14 protein-coding genes and 1 riboswitch are annotated in these 15,491 nt (G+C 46.8%); of the genes, 9 read left to right on the top strand and 5 right to left on the bottom strand.

The features are described from left to right. Nucleotides 1–403 precede the first annotated feature (403 nt). On the bottom strand, nucleotides 404–928 hold the full coding sequence (locus tag OH459_RS02040) for a DUF3087 domain-containing protein (RefSeq protein WP_269984947.1): 525 nt from the start codon (nucleotides 926–928) through the stop codon (nucleotides 404–406). Between the two features lie 158 nt (nucleotides 929–1,086). Here OH459_RS02040 and trmY point away from each other — a divergent pair, with 158 nt between their 5' ends. Then, nucleotides 1,087–1,686: a tRNA (pseudouridine(54)-N(1))-methyltransferase TrmY gene (trmY, locus tag OH459_RS02035; RefSeq protein WP_269984945.1), complete on the top strand. Its 600-nt coding sequence runs from the start codon at nucleotides 1,087–1,089 to the stop codon at nucleotides 1,684–1,686. A 66-nt stretch (nucleotides 1,687–1,752) separates the two neighbouring features. Here the strand turns inward: trmY and OH459_RS02030 are convergent, their stop codons facing one another. Beyond that, a complete protein-coding gene (locus OH459_RS02030; RefSeq protein WP_269984943.1) occupies nucleotides 1,753–3,096 on the bottom strand; it encodes a TldD/PmbA family protein in 1,344 nt (447 codons plus the stop codon). After that, complete coding sequence (locus tag OH459_RS02025; RefSeq protein WP_045392730.1) at nucleotides 3,096–4,481, bottom strand: TldD/PmbA family protein; 1,386 nt, start codon at nucleotides 4,479–4,481, stop codon at nucleotides 3,096–3,098. The genes OH459_RS02030 and OH459_RS02025 overlap by 1 nt, the downstream gene beginning before the upstream one ends. Before the next feature lie 481 nt (nucleotides 4,482–4,962). After that, a riboswitch (TPP riboswitch) is annotated at nucleotides 4,963–5,073 on the top strand. 109 nt (nucleotides 5,074–5,182) lie between these two features. On the opposite strand from OH459_RS02025, the gene thiD reads away from it, so the two are divergent. From thiD to OH459_RS01985, 8 genes are all read left to right on the top strand, one after another. Beyond that, complete coding sequence (gene thiD, locus OH459_RS02020; RefSeq protein WP_269984939.1) at nucleotides 5,183–6,055, top strand: bifunctional hydroxymethylpyrimidine kinase/phosphomethylpyrimidine kinase; 873 nt, start codon at nucleotides 5,183–5,185, stop codon at nucleotides 6,053–6,055. Further along, nucleotides 6,045–6,800 (top strand): ABC transporter ATP-binding protein, encoded by a 756-nt coding sequence (locus OH459_RS02015; RefSeq protein ID WP_269984937.1) that lies wholly within the window; start codon nucleotides 6,045–6,047, stop codon nucleotides 6,798–6,800. Before thiD ends, OH459_RS02015 begins: the two co-directional genes overlap by 11 nt. Next, on the top strand, nucleotides 6,793–7,593 hold the full coding sequence (locus tag OH459_RS02010; protein ID WP_005428301.1) for an ABC transporter permease: 801 nt from the start codon (nucleotides 6,793–6,795) through the stop codon (nucleotides 7,591–7,593). Before OH459_RS02015 ends, OH459_RS02010 begins: the two co-directional genes overlap by 8 nt. A gap of 47 nt (nucleotides 7,594–7,640) precedes the next feature. Continuing rightward, nucleotides 7,641–8,591 carry an ABC transporter substrate-binding protein gene (locus OH459_RS02005; protein ID WP_029788739.1) on the top strand — a complete coding sequence of 317 codons (951 nt, stop codon included), beginning with the start codon at nucleotides 7,641–7,643 and terminating at the stop codon, nucleotides 8,589–8,591. A 54-nt stretch (nucleotides 8,592–8,645) separates the two neighbouring features. Next, nucleotides 8,646–9,314, top strand: coding sequence for a thiaminase II (gene tenA / locus OH459_RS02000; protein WP_269984934.1), 669 nt, complete (start codon nucleotides 8,646–8,648; stop codon nucleotides 9,312–9,314). Between the two features lie 12 nt (nucleotides 9,315–9,326). Beyond that, entirely contained in the window at nucleotides 9,327–10,118 is a 792-nt protein-coding gene (gene thiM / locus OH459_RS01995; protein WP_017189896.1) for a hydroxyethylthiazole kinase, read from the top strand. A 64-nt stretch (nucleotides 10,119–10,182) separates the two neighbouring features. Beyond that, nucleotides 10,183–10,797, top strand: a complete 615-nt coding sequence (gene thiE, locus OH459_RS01990; protein WP_122020924.1) for a thiamine phosphate synthase — start codon at nucleotides 10,183–10,185, stop codon at nucleotides 10,795–10,797. A 188-nt stretch (nucleotides 10,798–10,985) separates the two neighbouring features. After that, a complete protein-coding gene (locus OH459_RS01985) occupies nucleotides 10,986–11,711 on the top strand; it encodes a phosphatase PAP2 family protein (protein WP_009697284.1) in 726 nt (241 codons plus the stop codon). A gap of 78 nt (nucleotides 11,712–11,789) precedes the next feature. Here OH459_RS01985 and OH459_RS01980 read toward each other — a convergent pair whose 3' ends face one another. Then, complete coding sequence (locus tag OH459_RS01980) at nucleotides 11,790–14,237, bottom strand: molybdopterin guanine dinucleotide-containing S/N-oxide reductase (protein ID WP_222326902.1); 2,448 nt, start codon at nucleotides 14,235–14,237, stop codon at nucleotides 11,790–11,792. 23 nt (nucleotides 14,238–14,260) lie between these two features. Next, complete coding sequence (locus tag OH459_RS01975; RefSeq protein ID WP_009697286.1) at nucleotides 14,261–15,355, bottom strand: NapC/NirT family cytochrome c; 1,095 nt, start codon at nucleotides 15,353–15,355, stop codon at nucleotides 14,261–14,263. Nucleotides 15,356–15,491: the final 136 nt, after the last annotated feature.

Raw genomic sequence — 15,491 nt, 5'->3', positions numbered from 1 at the left:
GGTCACTTCGTTTCATTGAAACCTAATTTGAAACCGCTCTTTATTAAGAGAAATTTCTAATTGGATTATCATCAACGAGTGCCCACACAGATTGATAGGTCTATATTGTTAAAGAGCTTGCTTCGTAAGCTTTGCTATCGAAGCGGAGGCGTATTCTAAGGAATTAATTCTTAGTGTCAAACACTTTTTTAAATTAATTTTTAGAAGCTTTTTCTTTCGCCTCATTGCCAACCGCTTTTGCGTTTCCGCTTTGCCCTGACAACGGAGGCGCATTATAGGGAGATGATTTTTCTTGGCAACCCTTTTTTAGAAAAAAACTTAAAAAAAAGCGTTGAGTGATGAAATCTCACTCAAACGCTTATTTTTAGCACTTAGTTGTTAACTTCAAGTAGCAAATAGGCAATCAATATGTGTCTATCCAAGACTCTTCAAAGCTAGCGATATCCAGATCCCGTGATTGCGCCGCTTCTATTTGTTCAATTGCCTCTAATTCTTTATTTACACTGCTCATCGTTAATGTGTTGTTGTCTAACTCAAACACCTGACTTTGAGTCGTATAGTAGAACTTAAGTATCGTCAGCGCTTTTACATCGTGCTCAACAGAAGCGGCTTTAATGCTTTTCAGTTTACGAAAGATCTTGTTGTGCAGTTGCTTGAGTTTCCAGACATACAACACTTCTTCCATATAAGGGCGTGTTTTGAATTGGTTCAACAAAGACAGTGAAGTGGCTAAGGCGAGCACAACACCAATTAAGTTCCAATGAAAGTTCCCCGTCGATTGTTCAGGTACTACATCTGTATTACCGAACAAGACAATTAATAAAGTACTAAAAGCAAGAGAAGAGATCGCAAGCAAGGCAACAAAGCCACCAATCACTAGGTTGACCTTCTTTCTATAGACTTGTTTGTTTATTTTTTTGATTTCCATATACCGCTCCTAACAGGTTGCCTCTATTCTAACCAGCACACTCCTTACGACAATCGAAGCTTTGTAAGTAAGTTCACATTTGCTATTAAACTCGCATCCCTTCCCTGCTTGGGTATATACTTCCGCGCATTCACTCTTCCTATATAGAGGCTAAATTCATGCGCTCTTTTGTTTTACGAGCTCGCGCGGCGCCAACCACCAGCAAAGCACTGTTAGAAGGTGTTGGTAATGAAGCGCATACAGAGATTCTTGCTCATACCATGATGAACACTATGTTCGTTGCTCAATCGCACCGCGAAGATGTGGTTGTACACTTGGTTTTAGAAAGCACAAAAGATTTCTCACGTACCATTACCATTCGCTCCAACAACATAACCAACATTGGCGGCTTCCATGAGTCAACTTTGATTGCAGCGGTGGCTCGCGCTTTAGACGCTTCGGTTGGTATGGGTAAAGAGCAGCTTCGTGAAGTCGAACCTGGTATCACCGTTCGTACAGTCAGCTTTGAACGCTTAGTGCAAGAACTGGCAGAAGATCACCAACTATATATGTTGGATAAAAAAGGCGAATTTGTTCGTGATGCAGAAATCGGTGGAAACCCATGTTTCTTGCTAACTGACCATATTCCGATGCCGAAGAAGTCTTTTAACAGCTTAAAGCGCCTTGGCACAGAGAAGATCAGCTTAGGTCCTAAGATGCTGTTCGCTTCTCAGTGTGTGGTATTGATCCACAATGAGTTAGACATTCGCGAATTTTAATTCTCACGAGTTAAAAGAAAGAGGACTCCATTGAGTCCTCCTTTTGTTTCTATAGGAATGCCTGAGTTATTTACCGCCAATGCTCAAACGAGCAAAACGAACGTCTGGCGAGAAGAAAGTGCGGCTATCGTTAATTAACTGAGCATCACCCACAGCCTCAACTTCTTGCAGCATCTTGTAGAAGTTACCCGCTACAGTGATACCACGCACTGGTTGAATGCGCTCACCATCACGGCACAAGAAGCCACTCGCACCAAACGAGAAATCACCACTCACCGCATCCGCGCCAGAGTGAACACCCTGCAGTTCGACTAACTCTAGGTACTCACCCGCTTTTACTTCTGACGCACTACTGTTGCCTGTCGCAATCACTTTGTGATTCGCTGATACTTCTAGGCTCGATTTTGCACCGCGAGCGGCACTTGCTGTCGAGACTGCACCCAAGTAACTTGCGGTCTGGCTGTTGTGTAGCAAGGTTTTCAACTCACCATTAGCAATCATCACATTGTCTTGAGTAGCAAAGCCTTCACTATCAAAACTTGCGATTGCCATACCATTTGGCATGTAAGCCGTATCACTAAAGGTAATTAAATCACTCGCAACACGTTGACCAAGCTTATCACCCAGTGGCGTAATGCCTTTCATCGCGCTTACGCCAGAGAAAGCACTGCCGAAAGCACCGAATAAACTTGCTAGCGCATTGATATGGAAGATAGCAGGGTAGTTACCCGTCGCAACCGGTGCACCTTCAAGAAGATCTCGAGCAAGGTTGTAACCGCCTTCTATACAGTAAGCTGGATTCAACTCATCAAAACGGCGACCAAGTGACATTCTACCCGCCATTGACTGTTTGCCGTCTTTTTCAAACAAGGTATACGCGTAACAAGTGAACGAGCGCTCGAAGTGTTGACACAATGTGCCTTGAGTATTGGCAATGATCAGTTGTGTTTCGCCATCGCTATAACCATTGTAAGGTGCGCTAGAAGCATGAGGCAGAGCTACTACGCCTTGCTCAAGTGCGAGAGACAGTTCAATTTTTTCATCAACAGAAGTCGTATCTTCTTGCGCAATCTCAGCAACATCAGTCGCGATTTGGCTGTTCACGCAACTAATAGTCTGATGTTCATCTTGCTTGGAAAAGCGAGCGCTTTGCAGTGCGTTTGTCAGCATCAAATCTAAGCTTGGTTGCTCTAACGACTCAGAATAGCTCGTTGCTACGCGCGCATCTTTCACAACACGAACACCCAGAACTTGGCTTGAGCTTACTTTGTACTCATCCAGCTTTCCTTGGTTCGCTTTCAAAGAAAAGCTGCTGTTGCGGTTTACAATGACGTCCGCTTCTGCACCTTGGCGTTTTGCTTCTGATAGGACGTAATCAACCGCATTAAGAAGTTGTTGTTCTTGGCTCATTAGTTACCGCCTCCTACCAGAATGTTATCTACTTTCAGCGTTGGCTGACCGACTGTTGTTGGCACTGAACCACTCACGGAACCACACATGCCCGGCGCAAGCGCCATGTCTTTGCCGACCATGCTGATTTCTTTCAGCACTTTTGGACCCGTGCTGATCAGCGTTGCAGTTTTCAGAGGTTTGGTGATTTTGCCATTTTCAATGAGGTAAGCTTCACGAACGGCAAAGTTGAACTCCCCCGTACCCGGTTGAACCGAGCCGCCGCCCATCTTCTTCGCATAGATACCACGCTCGATGCCTGTCAGCATGTCATCAAGTGAATGCTCGCCTTCTTCGATAAAGGTGTTACGCATACGCGAGGTTGGTGCGAACTTGTAGTTTTGACGACGACCAGACCCCGTAGGTTCGTAACCTGTCTTCATGCCCCCCATTTTATCGACCATGAAGCTGGTAAGCTTACCGTCTTTGATCAATTGAGTGCGCTGAGTCTTCATGCCTTCATCATCAACATGAATCGAGCCCCATTCGTTAGTCATGGTGCCATCATCGACTGCATTCACTGCGGTGTGAGCAACCATTTCGCCCATCTTGTCGTGGAAGACTGATGCTTTCTTCGCAACTGAAGTGGTTTCTAACAAGTGACCACATGCTTCATGGAAGATAACGCCACCAAAGCCGTTACCAATCACCACCGGCATTTCACCCGATGGACAAGCATCCGCACCAAGTTTAACCAACGCTTGCTGCGCGATAGTTTGACCTAGCTCTTTGGCATCAAGCTGTTCACTGAATTCCCAACCCGCAAGAGCGCCAGGACCTTCCATACCTGAAGACTGCTCATTACCTTTTTGAGCGACGGTATTACCAGCAACTCGGATGTAGTGGCGAGTATCGTCAACGTGTAGACCTTCTGAGTTGAAGATAGACACTTGCTGTTCGCGCTGAAGCACGCTGCCGATGAACTGGCTGATATGTTCACTCTCTGCGCGTGCGGCTTGGTCAACTTGCAATAAGAAAGCAATTTTAGAATCTAGGTTAGCGTCTTTGCCAAGTGGCATACGACAACCATGTTGAATTGGGTAGCGGTTCAGATTGAGAGAACCTGCTGACACGATTTGCTCACGCTTGTCTTTTGCTGCAAGCAGTGAGGTTACGCGTTTAAGCTCGGCTTCATCGGTGCTGTTGGTGTAACCGTAAAGCACTTTATGACCGAAGAAGAGACGAATACCGATACCAAAATCGATACCCGAGTTCACCTTGTCCACCTCACCAGATGCGATCTGGACAGTGTTGGTTTGATGGTGTTCAACGAATAGCTCAGCGAAATCAGCCCCTAAAAAGAGGGCATGATCGATCACCGCTTTCGCTGTTACAGAATTAAGCATGAAATCTCCTTGCTCGTTGATCGTCCTAGCCTTCCCCACCTTTGAGTTAGACTCTGTTTATAACAGTCATAACCTAAATTGGATGACTCAAAAGGATATTGGCAACGCGTTAAATATTAACACTTTTTTAACCTTGTTTTATGCTAATCCTTGTTAAATCAAAGAACGAATCGTTACGTATTATGTCGACATCTCACTATTAGATAGTGTCTTGAACTGCCAGTTTCAATGCAGCACGTTATTTACACTAAATTCTGCCACCATATTGCTGTTGGATTCACAAAATAATTAGGGTTCCAGCTAGGCAACAAGCGAAAGAGTCCCATGAGCATAGTTAGCCTATGTGATTGGGCGAGTGAGCGCAGTTAACAACGCTGGGGCTCTAATTACGAAGAGAATCCAGTTCTCATATTTAAATGATGACTCTCTCTAGCCATAAAAAAACACGTGCACCGTAACTGAGTGAACTGCTATTATCTTGACGAAATAGTCGGGGGGCCCATGCAGTGAATGCATCGGCTGAGATCGAAATTCGAGACCCGTTGAACCTGATTCAGTTAGCACTGACGTAGGGAACTATCATCACTTTGCCACTAGCTTGCCTTGAGTCTCTACCAGTGCAGCTAGCCCAATGGATCCGATCACCGATCTTCCCTTGCTTGGCCAAGTCAGTTCCTGTACGTCTTGTAATAGGAGCGACCATGGCGCAGCAGTCAAGCCAAGAAAAACCATCAACACAGCCACAAGCAGCAACTTCAACAGACACACCGATTGTGTTAACGATTGCAGGTTCTGATAGCGGTGGCGGCGCAGGCATTCAAGCCGACATAAAAGCGATGTCCGCAACCGGCAGTTTTGCTTGCTCGGTAATCACGGCGATTACTTCGCAAAATACCCAAGGCGTTTCTGCGATTTTCCCCATTCCTCTCGACCATGTAGAGAGCCAACTTGATGCGGTATTTACCGACCTCAACATCGTTGCAGTTAAAGTGGGCATGCTGGCCGATTCCAATATCATCAAAGTCGTTGCAGACAAAATTAAACAATACCAGCCAAAACACCTCGTGATTGACCCTGTTATGGTGGCCACCAGCGGCGATCTATTACTGGAACAGTCGGCAATCAACACTTTAAAAGAAGAATTGATTCCGCTCGCAGACATCATTACCCCTAACCTACCTGAAGGTGCTGCATTGACAGGTAAACCAGTTCCTCAATCAGAATCTGAAATGAACGATATGATTGCTGACTTGCACGCATTAGGGGCAAAAGCGGTGCTGTTAAAAGGCGGCCACTTGGAAAAAGATGAAAACAGCAACGATCTGCTGATCATGCAAGACAGCGCCGAGTTAATCAGCGCTAAACGCTTTCCAACCAAAAACACCCATGGCACAGGCTGCACACTGTCTTCTGCTATCGCGTCTTACCTTGGTCAAGGCAACAACCTGCACAAAGCGGTGCACCTTGGTAAGCAGTACATCAGCCAAGCTATCGCACACGCTGACGAATTGGATGTCGGTAAAGGTCATGGTCCTGTGAACCATTTTTTTGCAGGTCACACGCATGTGCGCTAATGCACTCGGCATTCAGCTTACCGAAGCAAGTCTGCAATACAAAGACAGCCAAACACCAACATTAGCTGGGTTGAGTATGGCCATCCCTGCCAATCAATGGACGGTGTTACTTGGTCGCAGTGGTTGCGGAAAAACGACGATCCTTCGTTATCTAGCTGGGTTGTTAGACGACAAAGTCGAATGGCATGGCGAGTTAACCACCACGGATGGCATCACCTTACACAAGCGTATTGCCTACATGGCGCAGCAAGACTTGTTGCTGCCGTGGTTAAATGTGTTAGACAACGTCTGCCTAAGTTCTCGATTTTCTCAAGATCAAGCACCAGAACAAAATACACAACGTGCACTGACTTTACTTAACCAAGTGGGACTCGCCGATTACGCGGATGCTAAGCCAGCTCAACTCTCTGGCGGCATGAGACAGCGTGTTGCCCTTGCTCGCACTCTGATGCAAGACAAGCCTCTAGTCCTGATGGATGAGCCTTTCTCTGCACTGGACGCGGTTACTCGTCATAAGTTGCAAACCTTGTCTGCCGAATTACTGAAAGACAAGACGGTTGTTCTTATTACCCACGACCCACAAGAAGCGGTGCGATTAGCTCACCAACTCTATGTGCTGCAAGGCACACCTGCGCAAGCTCAGCACTTGGTTGTTCCGGATTCCAAGCCTCCAAGAGTTCTCGATGGAGAGTGCGCAGCGCTACAACAGGCGATTTTGGATCAATTGGAGAAAGACTATGAGTGATATGACTCAGTACAACTCCGTTTCGGCACGTATTAATAAAAAAGAACGCGTGACCCATCCGGCTCTGCGCTTGGTCATAAGCACTGCGGTGATCTTGGGATTGTGGCAGTTGGTCGTGGTGATATTCGATATGCCAAGCTTCATCTTACCTTCACCTATTGAAGTGCTGGATAGATTGGTCACTCGTTACGATGTATTGCTCAAACATACTTGGGTTACTGCGCAAGAGATTTTACTTGGCTTGGCGCTTGGATTATCGATGGGTTTGCTGTTCGCATTGCAAATGCTGATGTTCGAGCCGCTGAAGCGTTGGTTACTGCCAATTCTGATTGCTAGCCAAGCGATCCCTGTGTTCGCCATCGCGCCAGTGCTCATGCTTTGGCTGGGTTACGGCATTGCTTCAAAAGTTGTTATGGCGGCGATCATCATCTTTTTCCCCGTCACGACATGTTGCTACGACGGCTTACGCAATACACCAACAGGTTACCTCGATCTTGCCAAGACCATGGGCGCGTCTAAATGGCAGCTACTTCGTCATATTCAATTGCCAGCCGCACTACCAACTTTAGCCTCAGGTATTCGTGTTGCCGTCGTTATTGCGCCAATTGGAGCAGTGGTCGGTGAGTGGGTAGGTTCAAGTGAAGGCTTGGGTTATCTGATGCTCCAAGCTAACGCTCGCATGATCATTGATGAGATGTTTGCGGCGCTGTTTATCCTCGCCGTGCTGTCTATCGCACTCTACTTCATCACCGATAAATTATTGAAAAAAGCCATCCCTTGGGAAAGCAAGTAATTGCCGAAAATAACCAAAGGAAATTGGGAAAGAAAAGGAAGAACCCCGTGAATAAAAACAAACTTATGAGCGCTGCTGCTCTACTCGCTTCAGTGGTATCAACCAACGTCCTTGCCGCTGAAAAAGAGATGACACTGATGTTGGATTGGTTCGTCAATCCAAACCATGGTCCTATCGTGATTGCCAAAGAGCGCGGTTACTTCAAAGAACAAGGTTTGAAGGTCAACATTCAAGAGCCTGCTGATCCAAGTACACCTCCTAAATTGGTCGCTGCTGGCAAGGTCGACATGGCGATTTCTTACCAACCAAGCCTAACTATCGATGTCGCGGCTGGTTTGCCACTAATCCGCTCTGCGACTTTGATTGCTACGCCACTCAACACGCTGATGGTGTTGGACAACGGTAAGAATGAAAACCTTGGTGACTTGAAAGGCAAGAAGATCGGTATTGCGATCGCAGGCAACGAAGAAGCGACAATCGGCACCATGCTAGCTCAAGAGAACGTGAAGTTTTCTGACGTACAAATCATCAACGTAGGTTGGGCGCTATCTTCGTCTCTTGCGTCTGGCAAGGTGGATGCGATTTGGGGCGGTCTACGTAACTTCGAAACCAACCAACTGGCACTAGAAGGTTATAAAGCTAAAGCCTTCTTCCCTGAAGAACACGGCGTGCCAGCGTATGACGAGTTAGTCTTCGTAGCCAATGCAAAAACCTACGACAAAGAAGCCATCAAGGCATTCAACAAAGCACTGGAGCAAGCGACCACTTACATCGTTAACCATCCAAAAGAATCTTGGAAAGAGTTTGTGGCTTATTCACCAGACACCCTCAATAATGAGCTTAACCAACGCGCTTGGAATGACACGCTAACTCGTTTCGCTCTTCGTCCATCTGCAGTAGATCTGAAACGCTACGATGATTATGCCGAGTTCATGTATTCACAAAACATCATCGAAACACTGCCAAAAGCGAAAGATTACGTACCGAGCTTTGACTAATTCTACTGACCTTAGGCTCAAAGCCTAAGGTCTTTTGATAACGAGATATCCATAATGAAATACCAAGACTTGATCGACGCTTGCCACCAAGATTGGCAAGAATACACTGAGCATGCTTTCGTGCAGCAATTGGCGCAAGGCACTCTGGCTCAGCCTTGTTTTCTGCACTATCTAAAGCAGGATTTTCTGTTCCTAAAGCAGTACGCACGAGCTTACGCATTAGCGATCTACAAAGCGCGTACTTTGGATGACATGCGCAGCGCTCTCCCAAGCGTACATGCATTGCTCGATTCTGAAATCGCCCACCACGTGACTTACTGTGAGCAATGGGGGCTGACGGAATCCGACCTAGAAAACGAGCCGGAAGATTTCGGCACTGTGGCTTACACCCGCTACGTATTGGATGCCGGCATGACGGGCGATCTTGTTGATCTATACGCGGCACTAGCGCCATGCTCTATCGGTTATGCCGTTATCGGTAAGATGCTGATTGGAGATGAAAAGACAGTAATCGAAGGCAATCCATACGCAAGTTGGATTAATCTCTACGGTGGTGAGGAGTTCCAATCTGGTGTCGCAAAAGGTGCAGAACACTTTAACCAGTTATTGGCGGAAATCGACATCAATAGCCAGCGTGGTCAAAACCTGATTCAGGTATTCAAAACCGCAACACGTATGGAAGTAGCATTCTGGCAACAAGGTCTGAACGCTCAGCAAGATTAATCGGAGAGTCTCATGTTAATTGAACAAATCACCCAAGCATTAACCGCAGTGCGCCAGCAAAAGCCATTAGTCGTCAACATCACTAACTACGTGGTGATGAACAACACGGCAAACGCCCTATTGGCCATCGGCGCTTCTCCAATCATGGCGCACTCCAAGCAGGAAATGGCAGAGATGATGTCGTTCGCTGGCGCATTGGTTATCAACATTGGAACCCTAGACAGCGTTTGGACACCGCGTATGAGCTATGCCGTAGAACAAGCCAATGCCAATGGTAAAATCGTTGTACTCGACCCTGTCGGTTGCGGAGCAAGCTCACTACGTACAGAGACATCACGTGAGATCGCACGCCTTGCAGACAAACTCATCATTCGTGGTAACGCCTCAGAAATCATTGCACTCGCTGGCGAGCAAGCACAAAGCAAAGGCGTCGATGCGTTAGACAGCAGCGACACAGCACTTGGCGCTGCCAACTTCTTAGTCACAGAGTATGATGCAAGCGTGGTGATTTCTGGCGAGACCGATTACATCGTCACGAAAGGGCAAACCGTGCAACTAAACAATGGTCACGAGATGATGCCATACGTAACCGGAATGGGCTGTACGCTCACGGCACTAACGGGCGCTTTTGCTGCCGTTGGTGATGACACTGGTCTCGCAGCAGCAGCGGTACTGGGTGTTGTTGGCGAGATTGCAGCGGAACAAGCTCGTGGTCCAGGTAGCCTGCAAATGAACCTGTTGGATGAGCTTTACCAGTTGGATGAAGAAACATTGGCGAAGCGCCTCAAACTGCACGTGCAATAAGCTTTTATCTCTTTTAACACTAGCCTCTCAATCCTCTTTAAATGAGAGGCTTAAAGGAAACCCAATGAACGCCTATCGTTTATATTTGGTCACCGATGACCAACAAGATTTAGCCACATTAAAGCGTGTTGTGAGAAAAGCGGTGGAAGGTGGCGTGACTATGGTACAAGTCCGCGAAAAACACGGTGATGTGCGTGCGTTTATCGAACGAGCTCAAGCCGTGAAAGACATCCTTAAAGATACCGATGTGCCTTTGATCGTCAATGACCGCGTAGATGTCGCACTGGCTGTCGATGCTGATGGGGTCCACCTTGGGCAATCAGACATGCCAGCAATCATTGCTCGTGAGTTGATTGGACCAAACAAAATTCTCGGTTTATCTATCGAAAATGAAGAGCAGCTTGCAGAAGCCGACTCTCTGCCGATTGATTACATCGGTTTGAGTGCGATATTCGCGACGCCAACTAAAACCAACACAAAAAAACACTGGGGTATTGATGGTTTGAAAATGGCGTTAGAGACGACTTCACTGCCGATTGTTGCCATTGGCGGCATTAACAAGAGTAACATTCCGCAGCTTAGCGCCACTGGTGTTCATGGCTTGGCTTTGGTTTCAGCAATTTGCCACGCTGAAGATCCAAAAGCCGCATCGGAGTACCTATTGGGTTTGATGAGCTAACCTTGCTCACTCCAGAGCAAAGCGCTTATGGATGAGCGCGTTCACCTCTCAAAACTTTCAACAGTCCATCCTTTCACAGCGAAGACCTGCAATGTCACTTTCACACTCGAATTGACAGAGCGTTGATAAGTTTTTCACATCAATTGTCGTAAGATAGCCGCCTATTTTCGACTGCTGTATGACTTTTCATGAAAACAAAAAAATATGGTTTGATGATGCTCGCCTTGTTCATTCTTGGCATCATCCCGCTTTCGCTGTTTGCCTCGTTCCACGATCTTACTTCTCACGTTTCTGATGGTACTGGCATCCTATTCACCTTGCTGACAGACTCTGCAGGCAGCAAAGGCTTTTTAATTACCTTGACGTTGTTGGTGCTGTCCCTTTACCGCTTTAAACCATCTCGCACCGACTGGATGCAAAAACTGTCGATGCTGGGGTTGCTACTGGTGATTGGTTTTGCCAGCAAAACAGGCTTGAAGCTAATGACAGAAAGCCCACGTCCCTACACCGAATTGCTTGCTGCAGAACAATTAATTGAACATCCAGAAGCGTTTTATCAACTAGAAACCGCTCAGCAAGCGAATGTGATTGGGCAGATTTCTGAGAAAGTCAGCGAATGGCGCACTCGCCACTGGCAAGGTGAAAAAGATTACTCTTTCCCATCTGGTCATACGATTTTCGTTTCAATCTGTTTAGCCTTCTTCGGTGGGTTATTTTTGCAGAATAAGTGCTATTTTTCTGCTGCAACTTTGTGGGTGTGGGCTATGGGCGTAGCGTACAGTCGTTTGTGGCTAGGCATGCACAGAATTGAGGATTTGATTGGCTCAGTGGTGTTTGTCGCTGTGGTATTTACCTTACTGCCTACATTTCAAATTACAAAAAAAGCGCCTTTCGTTGCCTTAGCAACCAAGTAAAAGTCTTAAAAAATAGATAAAAAGAAGCCAGCAACTTGCTGGCTTCGTTCATTTTAAACATTGGATTCTAAACCAAGACTAAGCATTCTTAGGTGGTGTAAATGCCGTTAGCTCAAGGATTGGTCCTTCGTATTTCTCGATACGAACCAACGCAGAGTTTGCCGCACAACCATTCGCAAGACGAGAAGTCGGAATATCTAGCGTTAGAACATTACAACCACCGTTTTTACAGATGCCTGTTTTCGGATCTAGATCTGGCCAACCACCTTCGTGAATACAAACAGAACCTTGCTTGATGCCATCAGTAACCAATGCCCCCACCAGAACTTGACCGCGACCATTAAAGGCACGAACAAGATCACCGGTCTTAATACCTCGCGCTTTTGCATCTTCTGGGTGGATAGAAATCGGCTCACGATCAGCAATCGCGTACTCTTCACGAATCTTCGCATAGTTGAACTGGCTGTGCAGTCGATGCGCGGCGTGCGCCGTCATTAGCTGAAGCTCACCATCAGTGGCATTGCCCGTGTATTCTGTTGGCTCCATCCAAGTTGGGTGCGGAGGACAGTCTTCTAACTGGTAGCCTTCAATTGTCTTAGAGAAGATCTCGAACTTACCACTTGGCGTACCTAGTGGGCTCATAATTGGGTTTTCACGGAATTCAGCGTAACGTACAAACTGCGCGTTTTTCTCGTTCCACTTCATTTCGATCAACTGATTATCTTCCCAGAATTTGCTGAAGTTTGGCATTGCGATGCGTTGACCACGACCGCCTTGCTGTGCTGCTTTATAGAAGCCATACAGCCATTCCATTTCCGTTTTGCCTTCGGTGTAAACATCACGTCCACCCGGAGCAAGCAATTCTGCCATATCCGCAAATACATCAAAGTCGTTACGAGCTTCACCTTGAGGCTCTACCACTTGCTTCATTGGTACTAGGTGTTGGTTACTGTAGTCACCTGTCATGGTCATATCGTTACGCTCAAACGATGTGGTGATAGGTAGAACAATATCCGCGTGCTTCGCTGCCGCTGTCCAGTATGGTTCAGAGATAACGATAAGCTCTGGTTTTTGCCACGCTTTGATCAAACGGTTGGTATCTTGGTGGTGAGTAAAGTTCGCACCGCCTGCCCACCAAATCATCTTGATCTCAGGGAACGTTAAGTCATGACCATTGTGATGGTAGCTCATCCCTGGGTTTTCTAACGCTTCAACAATACGTGCTACTGGGAACGCGTTAACAGAGCCAGAAACCGCCCAATCGTTACCCGCAGAAGATCCGCCACCTAGTGATGCTGAAATCGCAGGAAGCACACCCGCATCACGTGCAGGGTTACCACCGTTTGAGTAATGGTAAGAGAAGCCAAAACCACCACCCGGTAGACCAATTTGACCCAGCATAGTTGCTAGCGTCACTAGCATCCAGTGACGTTGCTCTCCGTATTGTTGGCGCTGCATACCCCAGCCCGCCATCAGCATTGTGCGGTTTTTGCTGAAGATGTCTGCAAGCAGCTCAAGTTGCTTAACTGGCACGCCACAAATCTTAGATGCCCACTCTGCAGATTTCTCAACGCCGTCTTCTTTACCCATTAGGTAAGCTTCGAATACGTCGTAGCCTGTGGTGTATTTCGCTAAAAATTCTTTGTCGTGCTTACCTTGTTTCACAAGCGTATGCGCGATACCCATCATCATTGCCACATCCGTCATAGGATGCGGAGCGATCCATTCTGCGTTTTCGCCGAAGAACTCGATGGTTTCTGAACGCATTGGGTCGATAGCGATAACCGTCTTACCTGACTTCTTAAGCTGATGGAAGAACTCAAGACCCGCACAGTCTGTTGAGCTCCAAGCGATTTTTAGGGTATTGATTGGGTTAAGACCCCAAAGCACCACAACGTCACTATGCTCAAGAACCACAGGGTAAGTGGTTTGCTGTTCGTATACTTCAATAGAACCTACCACGTGCGGCATGATCACCTGCGCTGCACCTGTAGAGTAGTCACCAAGGTGACCTGAATAACCGCCTGCCATGCTCATATAGCGCTGTAGAAGCGTTTGCGCTTTGTGCAGTACGCCACTTGAACGCCAACCGTAAGAACCAGCAAACACCGATTCAGCACCATGCTCTTTGCGAATGCGCATGTGTTGTTCGTGAATCAGTTTGTAAACTTCATCCCAAGACACGCGAACGAATTCATCACTACCGCGCACACCTTCTGGCACAGATGGGTTTGCCAAATAGCCTTTACGTACCATTGGGTACTTAACACGAGCTTTAGTATGAACTTGGTCAGGCCCCGTAGTTTGAAGACTGTTTGGTACCGTTTGTGGCAATGCGTTCGTGGTAGAAACCAGCTTACCGTCTTTCACTTCACATAGCATTGGACCCATGCGACCCGCTGTGAGTACACCTGAACCACGCTTATCGGACGCTAGCGCGCTCATTGGCGTCAATGAAGTGAAAGCTAGAGCACCAGCAGTTAGACCAGTGCCTTTTAGAAATCCGCGACGAGTTAAATTAGTCATAATCTTATCCTTCTATTTATCTATTAGTGACCAACCACATCTTTCGCGTGGTGCTGGAAGAACTTAGTCAAAATTTCTAGGTTTTCTGCTGAAATATCAGTGCGATCACCCATACTCTTCGCTACAGGACCCCATGCGTTCACAGTAAAGTGATTTGAAGGAATTTTCGCGTGGCAAGTTGCACAGTAAACGTTGTCCAACTCTTCCGCGTATGACCAAACTGGCTCTAGCGTATCAACGACTGGAGAATCAATCGTTGCCGTTAGAGTGACAGGGCGCCACTCGTTGCCATATACATCTGCCTTGAACTCACCAGCTTCAACTGCTTGTTGACCTTGTTCAGATAGTGTTGCGACAATCGCGCGTTGACCTTCACCCATGTAAAGCACTTGTTCTGCACCTTTCATTTGGAATGCGTTGATCTTAACCGTGCGGTTGTCTCCCTCAGCTTTCACAACGTCCAGCTTGGTTGTTGGATTCACCGTACCAAAGTCGCCCATGCTGATAGACGTCACTGGATAAACCACTTTCGCATCTGCTGCTGTCTTGGTTGTGAAGCTCATCAGTGTTTCAAACGCTTTGCTATCAAGTTCCGCTTCTGGAGCAAAGTGCGCTACACCTTTGTGACAGTCGATACACGTTTGGTCATTCGCTTTACCGTAAGCGTGCATCTTCGCCGCGTCACGTGATTGCTCGAACTCTTCCATTGCATCGAAATCGTGGCAAGAGCGACAGGTTGCCGAATCATTTTCTCGGAACTGCGCCCAAACCATCTCAGCAAGTTCAGTACGATGCGCCTCGTACTTCTCAGGCGTATCGATCTTGCCAGTCACGAACTCGTGGTAAATGTCTTTTGAGGCACGGATCTTAGTGATCAAGTAATCCATTGGCTCTTTCGGAATATGACAGTCTGAACACTCAGCTCGAATACCTTTAGCGTTACTGAAGTGCACTGAGCCTTGATACTCTTTGTATGGAATTTCCATAGAGTGACAAGAAAGACAAAACTCAGTGTCCGATGTGTAATGCATCACTGCTGCGGTGCCGCCTAAAGTTAGCCAGCCCACACCAATACCCACTGCCACCATTGCGGCGATATAACGTTTTTTAATTGACATAATTAGAAATAAATACTCACAAAGTTACATGCTTTGTCGCATATTTACCCCTTTAGTAGTAATTTCGACTTGATCTGAGTCATGCCTATTCTCTATGTGGTGACTTATTTTTCGTTATTGAGAGGCTCCTTACCAT

Origin of the sequence: Vibrio sp. MM46, from assembly GCF_027587135.1 — a bacterium.
Lineage (GTDB): Bacteria > Pseudomonadota > Gammaproteobacteria > Enterobacterales > Vibrionaceae > Vibrio > Vibrio harveyi.
Note: the sequence above shows the minus strand (reverse complement) of the source record. Positions and strands in the feature narration are given on the sequence as shown.